Origin of the sequence: Streptococcus sp., assembly GCF_019414905.1 — a bacterium.
GTDB lineage: Bacteria > Bacillota > Bacilli > Lactobacillales > Streptococcaceae > Streptococcus.
Genome location: NZ_DXLC01000164.1, coordinates 1 through 6,678, shown reverse-complemented (window position 1 = coordinate 6,678; position 6,678 = coordinate 1). Strand labels below are relative to the sequence as shown.

7 protein-coding genes and 1 pseudogene are annotated in these 6,678 nt (G+C 38.1%); 4 read left to right on the top strand and 4 right to left on the bottom strand.

Annotation, left to right across the window (positions count from 1 at the left end):
• The coding region (locus QZ359_RS04835; protein ID WP_293963403.1) for a septation ring formation regulator EzrA at positions 1-876 on the top strand (876 nt) is incomplete at its 5' end.
• 173 nt (positions 877-1,049) lie between these two features.
• On the opposite strand, the gene QZ359_RS04830 is transcribed toward QZ359_RS04835, so the two are convergent.
• Together QZ359_RS04830 and QZ359_RS04825 are read right to left on the bottom strand one after the other, a co-directional pair.
• On the bottom strand, positions 1,050-1,349 hold the full coding sequence (locus QZ359_RS04830) for a DUF1827 family protein (RefSeq protein WP_000767197.1): 300 nt from the start codon (positions 1,347-1,349) through the stop codon (positions 1,050-1,052).
• A gap of 58 nt (positions 1,350-1,407) precedes the next feature.
• Complete coding sequence (locus tag QZ359_RS04825) at positions 1,408-1,860, bottom strand: NUDIX hydrolase (RefSeq protein ID WP_050239640.1); 453 nt, start codon at positions 1,858-1,860, stop codon at positions 1,408-1,410.
• Positions 1,861-2,035: 175 nt separating this feature from the next.
• Between QZ359_RS04825 and QZ359_RS04820 the strand changes: the two genes are divergently transcribed.
• On the top strand, positions 2,036-2,938 hold the full coding sequence (locus QZ359_RS04820) for a YafY family protein (RefSeq protein WP_261043344.1): 903 nt from the start codon (positions 2,036-2,038) through the stop codon (positions 2,936-2,938).
• A gap of 54 nt (positions 2,939-2,992) precedes the next feature.
• The gene (locus QZ359_RS04815; RefSeq protein WP_261043343.1) at positions 2,993-3,607 is read left to right on the top strand and encodes a GyrI-like domain-containing protein; all 615 of its coding nucleotides are present in this window, start codon (positions 2,993-2,995) and stop codon (positions 3,605-3,607) included.
• A gap of 40 nt (positions 3,608-3,647) precedes the next feature.
• On the opposite strand, the gene QZ359_RS04810 is transcribed toward QZ359_RS04815, so the two are convergent.
• Both QZ359_RS04810 and QZ359_RS04805 read right to left on the bottom strand, forming a co-directional pair.
• Complete coding sequence (locus QZ359_RS04810) at positions 3,648-5,915, bottom strand: ATP-dependent Clp protease ATP-binding subunit (RefSeq protein WP_261043342.1); 2,268 nt, start codon at positions 5,913-5,915, stop codon at positions 3,648-3,650.
• 230 nt (positions 5,916-6,145) lie between these two features.
• A complete protein-coding gene (locus QZ359_RS04805; RefSeq protein ID WP_000443570.1) occupies positions 6,146-6,376 on the bottom strand; it encodes a DUF1797 family protein in 231 nt (76 codons plus the stop codon).
• A 190-nt stretch (positions 6,377-6,566) separates the two neighbouring features.
• Here QZ359_RS04805 and QZ359_RS04800 point away from each other — a divergent pair.
• Positions 6,567-6,678: pseudogene (locus tag QZ359_RS04800) on the top strand (amino acid ABC transporter permease); the annotation flags it as partial.

Here is a 6,678-nt window from a genome sequence, read left to right as displayed (position 1 = left end):
GAGTACGAAAATACTCAAATCCAAGAAGAGATTAATGCACTTTATGATATCTTTACAAGAGAAATTGCGGCACAGAAAGTAGTAGAAGGTTTAGTAGCAACACTTCCTACTTATCTTCAACATATGAAGGAAAATAATGCTTTATTGATAGAAGATATTGAGCGTTTGAGTAAGAACTATTTACTTTCTGAGTCAGATGCAAGTCATGTTCGTCGTTTACAGTCCGAATTAGAAAGCTTTGAGACTGCTATTATTGAGGCAACTTCAAATCAAGATGAACCAACTCAAGCATATTCAATTCTTGAAGAAAATCTTGAATCTTTACAGGAAAATCTTAAAGAGATTGAAGATGAACAGATTTCAGTTAGTGAGCGTCTTGCACGAATTGAGAAAGATGATATCAATGCACGTCAAAAGGCAAATGTATATGTTAATCGTCTCCATACAATCAAGAGATATATGGAAAAACGGAACCTACCTGGTATTCCACAAACTTTCTTGAAGTTATTCTTTACAGCAAGTAATAATACGGAAGATCTAATGGCTGAATTAGAACAAAAATTGGTCAATATAGAGTCAGTTAACCGTGTTCTGGAAATTGCAACGAATGATATGGAAGCTTTAGAAACGGAAACTTATAATATTGTACAGTATGCAACCTTGACAGAACAACTCTTACAATATTCTAACCGTTACCGCTCATTTGATGAGCGCATTCAAGAAGCCTTTAATGAAGCTTTGGACATTTTTGAGAAAGAATTTGATTACCACGCTTCATTTGACAAGATTTCTCAAGCATTGGAAGTGGCAGAGCCTGGTGTAACCAACCGCTTTGTTACCTCATATGAGAAAACACGTGAAACGATTCGTTTTTAATAAAAGAAAAAGATTTGATTGTGTGAGAAGCAGAATCAAATCTTTTTTATTATTTGTCTATAAAATCTTGTATGATAAGATCTCAAGATAAAAAATTGGAGACGATTTAAAAAGCAAGTCAGAACCTATGTTTGGTCTATAAGGTTCAATAGCTTTCTAATCTCTCCAAAATTTTATTTGATTGGAATTGAAATCCCAATTAATTTTTCTGAGTAGAGGGTTTTGATATTGGCCTCATCAATAGAGTCCTTATCAATTTTACGTTTCAAGAAAAACTCTTGGATGGCTTCGATTTCAGTTTCTCGAATAGCACGGTGTTTATTTGAGATGAGGATTTCATAGTGAAGCGGAGCTTGGGTAAAAATAACATCTGTATTTCCAGCAGAATAGACCTCAACAAGAGTTGCATCTGTACTTTCTAGCTGGCTTTTTACAAGTTGCGAGTGTGAGTTTGTCGTATTGATTAGCTTCATAACATTTCCTCCGATTTTCTAATACTATTATAGCACTTTTTGAATAAAGTAGCTTGATTTAGTCAATCTTATGCTGTTTTTTCCAAGATTGAATGGCCCATTTATGGCTACCACGTTTGAGATTTTCAATAGCCTCATCAATAGGGAACCAGGCAATATGATTAAAGTCTTCTAGTGGTTTTTGAACTTCCTTGAAAGATGTCGCTTCATAGAGGTAGGCAGGATTGTAGTAGTAGGTATCACGGTGACGAGAGTAGAAATATTCGTCAGCTTGTCCGTAATAGACACCAATTTCAGCTGTGAATCCAAGCTCTTCAATCAATTCACGTTTTAGGGCTTCCTGATGATTTTCCCCTGCTTCAATTTCGCCACCTGGTAAGAACCAAGCACCATTAGGAGCTTGAACTAAAACTATTTGTTTTTGTTCAGCGTCAGGGATAACTGCATACACTCCATAGCGTGCAACATAGTCTGTATTCGCTTTTTTTTCTCCGAAAGTTGGGTTTGCCATTGCATTTTCCTCATTATCTAGTATCGTTATTATTATCATAATGGACGAAGGGCAAGCTGTCAAGAAGAAACCAACGAACTTGTGAAGAAAATCTACTTTAACTTTATCAATATTTGTTGGGGTAAATTCTCTAAATGGACTTCTTTAACTGGTATAATAAAAGGGAGGTGATTTTATGGCAGAATCAAGATTATTTCGTATTCTATATCTACTTTTAGAAAAAGGTAGTACAACAGCTCCTGAATTAGCCCGATTATTTGAAGTGTCTGTACGAACAATTTATCGTGATATTGAGCGCTTGAGTATGGCGGGGATTCCCCTTTATTCGATTCCTGGAAAGGCAGGTGGGATCTTTTTAATGAAAGACTTTGTTCTGGATCGCACTCTAGTTTCTGAGGATGAAAAATTAGAACTTCTATCAGCTTTGCAAGGAATTCAAGCCTTGACCGATAACAGGCAAGATTTTTTACTTGAAAAATTGGAATCTATTTTTCAAGTTTCTACCAGCCCTTGGATAGAAGTAGATTTGACTGACTGGAGAAAGCGAGAAGGTCAAAAAGAATTATTTGATAATATCAAACATGCTATTCTAGAGAAGAGGCGACTGGTTATCACTTATCTAGGTGGGAGTGGTCAGAAAACGATTCGTACAGTTGAACCTTTTAAACTCGCATTTAAAAAGAGAGATTGGTACCTTCATGCTTACTGTTGTTTGAAGGAAGACTGGCGTTTTTTCAAGTTATCTAGAATTAGGAATTGTCACCTAACAAATGAAATAGTGAAGCAGAAAAACGTGATGGATTCCGTTGATAGTTCAGATCAAGTGGCAAATCAAATCGAAGTTTCCTTGAAGTTTAGTCCCAAGCTTGCTTTCCGGGTTTATGAAGATTTTTTAGAAGATGAGATTAGCTTGGGCAAAGATGGATGTTATTATGTCAAGACAGTCCTACCAGAGCATGAAAGTATGTATACTTACCTCCTGTCTTATTTAGATGGAGTGGAAATACTCGACCCTGACTATCTGAAGAAGGAACTGCTTTCTAGAGTAGAAAAAATCCAAAAATTTTATAAACCTTGACAAAAGATGTCAGGGTTTTAGTGTTATACTAGAGATAGAAAGGAGAAGAATTAAATGAAATACGAATGGAGAAAAGAAGCGAAAGCTCTTTATCAAATTAAGGCTAGGCCCACCATCTTGGAAGTACCAGGTCAATCCTATATCGTGATAGATGGTAAAGGCGATCCAAATCAAGAAGATTTTTCAGAACGCGTAGGAATTTTGTATGCCTTAGCTTATGCGATAAAGATGAAGTATAAAAAAGCTCCTCTGGATGAGGTTTACCATGATTTTACAGTCTTTCCTTTAGAAGGTTTATGGAAAAAGGAGAAGGAAGGAGAACTGGTAAAAAGTGAGCTTTCTTATAGCATTATGATTGGGCAACCCGATTTTATTACGCGAGAACTATTTGAGGAATCTCTGAACGAGGTGATGATCAAGAAGCCAAATCTTCTCTATGAGGCTATTCGTTTTGAAAAAATAGAAGAAGGCCTAAGTCTTGCTATGCTTCATGTAGGACCCTTTGATACAGAAAATGAGACTTTTGCAGATATGGAAGATTTTTGTCAACTTCATAAACTCAAAAGAATTACGGAGTACCACCGAGAAATCTATCTCAATAACCTTCATCGAACGGAGCCAAGCAAATTGAAAACAATTCTTCGCTATCAAGTTCAAGAAGAGAATTAAAAAGAACAGGAGATCTTGTTTCCTGTTCTTTTTATGAGTTCTAATCTTCTATTTCAGAAGTATTCTCTTTGATTTTTTCAGCTTTTTTGGCAGATTTGATTTGAATGTTGCCCTTGCTGGTCATAACTGCCTTTAGGTCTTTTTCACTTGGATTTTCAAGGTAGTAGTCAGTGATTTCGTCCTCAATATAGTCTTGAATAGTGCGGCGAAGTGGGCGTGCTCCCATTTTTGGATCATAACCGAGGTCAACCAACTTTTCCTTGACCTTGTCAGTTACATTTAAATGAATGTTGTTGCTAGAAAGACGTTTGTTAACATCTGCTAGCATGAGCTCGACAATCTGAAGGAGGTTGTCCTTGCTGAGAGCCTTAAATTCGATAATGCCATCAAAACGGTTCATAAACTCTGGGCTAAAGAAGTTTCCGAGTTCACCGAGAACAGAGTTGGTACGTCCTTCTCTAGCAGCACCAAATCCAACGCTGGCTTCTGCCTTACCTGTACCTGCATTTGAAGTCATGATGATGATGGCATCCTTGAAGCTAACGGTACGTCCTTGCCCATCTGTCAAACGACCATCGTCCAAGACCTGGAGGAACATGTGCATAACATCTGGATGGGCTTTTTCCACTTCATCGAGAAGGATGAGAGAATATGGATTGCGGCGAACTTTTTCAGTTAATTGCCCAGCCTCATCGTAACCAACATAACCTGGAGGGGCACCGACCAACTTAGCAACGCTGTGTTTTTCCATGTATTCACTCATGTCAAAGCGAATCATGCTGTCAGCAGAACCAAAAAGTTCAATGGCTAGTTGTTTGGAAAGTTCTGTCTTACCGACACCGGTTGGCCCGACAAAGAGGAAGCTTCCAATTGGACGGTTAGGCGTACCGAGACCGACACGATTACGGCGAATAGCCTTGGCAATCTTATCGACTGCATCATCTTGGCCAATAACATGAGACTTGAGATCTTCGGCTAGATGGATGAGTTGAGATTGTTCTTTCTCTTTTAAATCACCAACAGGGATATTTGTTTTCTGCTCGATAATGTGCTCAATGGTTTTCTCACTGATGATAGGAGTGTCTTGGTCTGTGACCTTTTTCTTTTGCATTTCCTTATACTTGGCAATCTGGTCGCGGAAATAAGCCGCCTTCTCAAAATCTTCCTCTCGTGTAGCTTGAGATTTAAGATTTTCAGCCTCAATCAAGCGTTGATCAATTACTTTAGGATCCACAAAATTCAAGGTCAAGTTCATCTTAGAACCAGCTTCATCTAGGAGGTCAATGGCCTTGTCAGGCAAGAAGCGATCTTGGATGTAGCGATTGGAAAGAGTTGTAGCTGCTTCAATTGCAGCATCGGTATACTGAACGTGGTGGTAGTCTTCGTATTTCTTTTGAATTCCTTTGAGGATAGTGATTGTTTCTTCCACTGTTGGTTCATCAACTTTGACAGGCTGCATACGACGCTCTAGGGCAGCATCTTTTTCAATGATACGGTATTCATTGAGGGTAGTGGCACCGACCAGTTGCAGTTCCCCACGAGCAAGGGCTGGCTTGAGGATATTTCCTGCATCCATATTGCCATCGCCCGCAGAACCAGCACCAACAATTTCATGGATTTCATCGATAAAGAGGATGATATCTTCACGTTTGCGAATTTCTTCCATGAGTTTTTGCATGCGTTCTTCAAATTGTCCACGAATACCCGTTCCTTGAACCAAGCTAACCACATCCAGACGGATGACTTGTTTACCTTGGAGTTTATGTGGAACATCGCCATCAACAATTTTCTGAGCTAGACCTTCGACAACGGCCGTTTTTCCGACACCTGGTTCGCCAATAAGAACAGGATTATTCTTGGTTCTGCGATTGAGAATCTCAATGACACGGATAATCTCATCATCGCGCCCAATAACGGGATCTATATCTCCACGACGGGCAATTTCAGTTACGTTGATACCAAATTCTTCCAGTAGGCCTTTTTCTTGGCTTGGTAGAGGAGTTTGAGCAGGTCCACGATTTTGAGAACCATAACCGCCGTTTCCACCGTAACCTCCACCTGATTGGGTTGGGGGAATTGGAGGAGTATTGTTAGAAGGCCTGAAATTGTTTAGGTCATTGAAGAAATCACCAAAGGGATCAAAGTCACGATTGTTCAGATCCGTCATACCTTTAAAGAGGCTATTGTTAGGATCTGTCTTGATAATCTTATAGCAGTTTTGACAGAGGTCAATTTGTTTTTGTTTTCCATTGAGATTGGTGTAAAGATGAATTGTTGAGTCGTTAATTTTACAGTTTTGACAAAGCATACATCTACCTCATTTCTTTCTTTATCCTGATCTGTTCAAAGGTCAAAAATAGTCAAATTTCTATACTCTCATTATAACAGGATTGGGGTGTAAAGCAAGTAAAAAGATTGAAGCTTTGAGAAGTTGTTACAATGAAAATTTTTGAGATTTTAGGGAATAAAAAAATCCTATTTGTGAGACAAAAAGGATTTTGGTTAGACATGCAGGGTGTAATCCCAGCTTGTTTTGTATTAGTAAAGGAGTTCGTAAATCTCCATTGCAATCAAGTCAATACTGTCAAAAGTATAAGTTTCGCGAGCTTCTACATCACGAAGGGTAAAGATTGAACCGTTTTCTTCGTCGTGGCTGTATGCAACTTCTGCAACAACAACTCCTTCGCGTTCAAAATTACGTTTTAAATTTCCGCCGTCTTTTGCCATTGCTTCAAGGCGGTTGATGATTCTAACCAAATGTGATTCCATTTTGATTCTCCTTCATTTCTTATCGTTACTATTTTACCATAAAGGAGGCCAACTTGACTAGAAAAAACTAAGATTTCTCGCTAATTCTACTAGCTTAAAGTTTTTTTGAATAAATCGGATAAAAAGTTTGAATTTTAATTCAATACATGTTATAATCATACAGTATTCTATTTTAGAAAGCAGTGTAACTATGAATTTTTCTTTTTTACCTAAGTATTTACCTTATTTTAACTATGGGGCTGTTGTGACGGTTCTCATTTCTATCTGTGTTGTCTTTTTGGGAACTATTTTGGGTGTTGTCT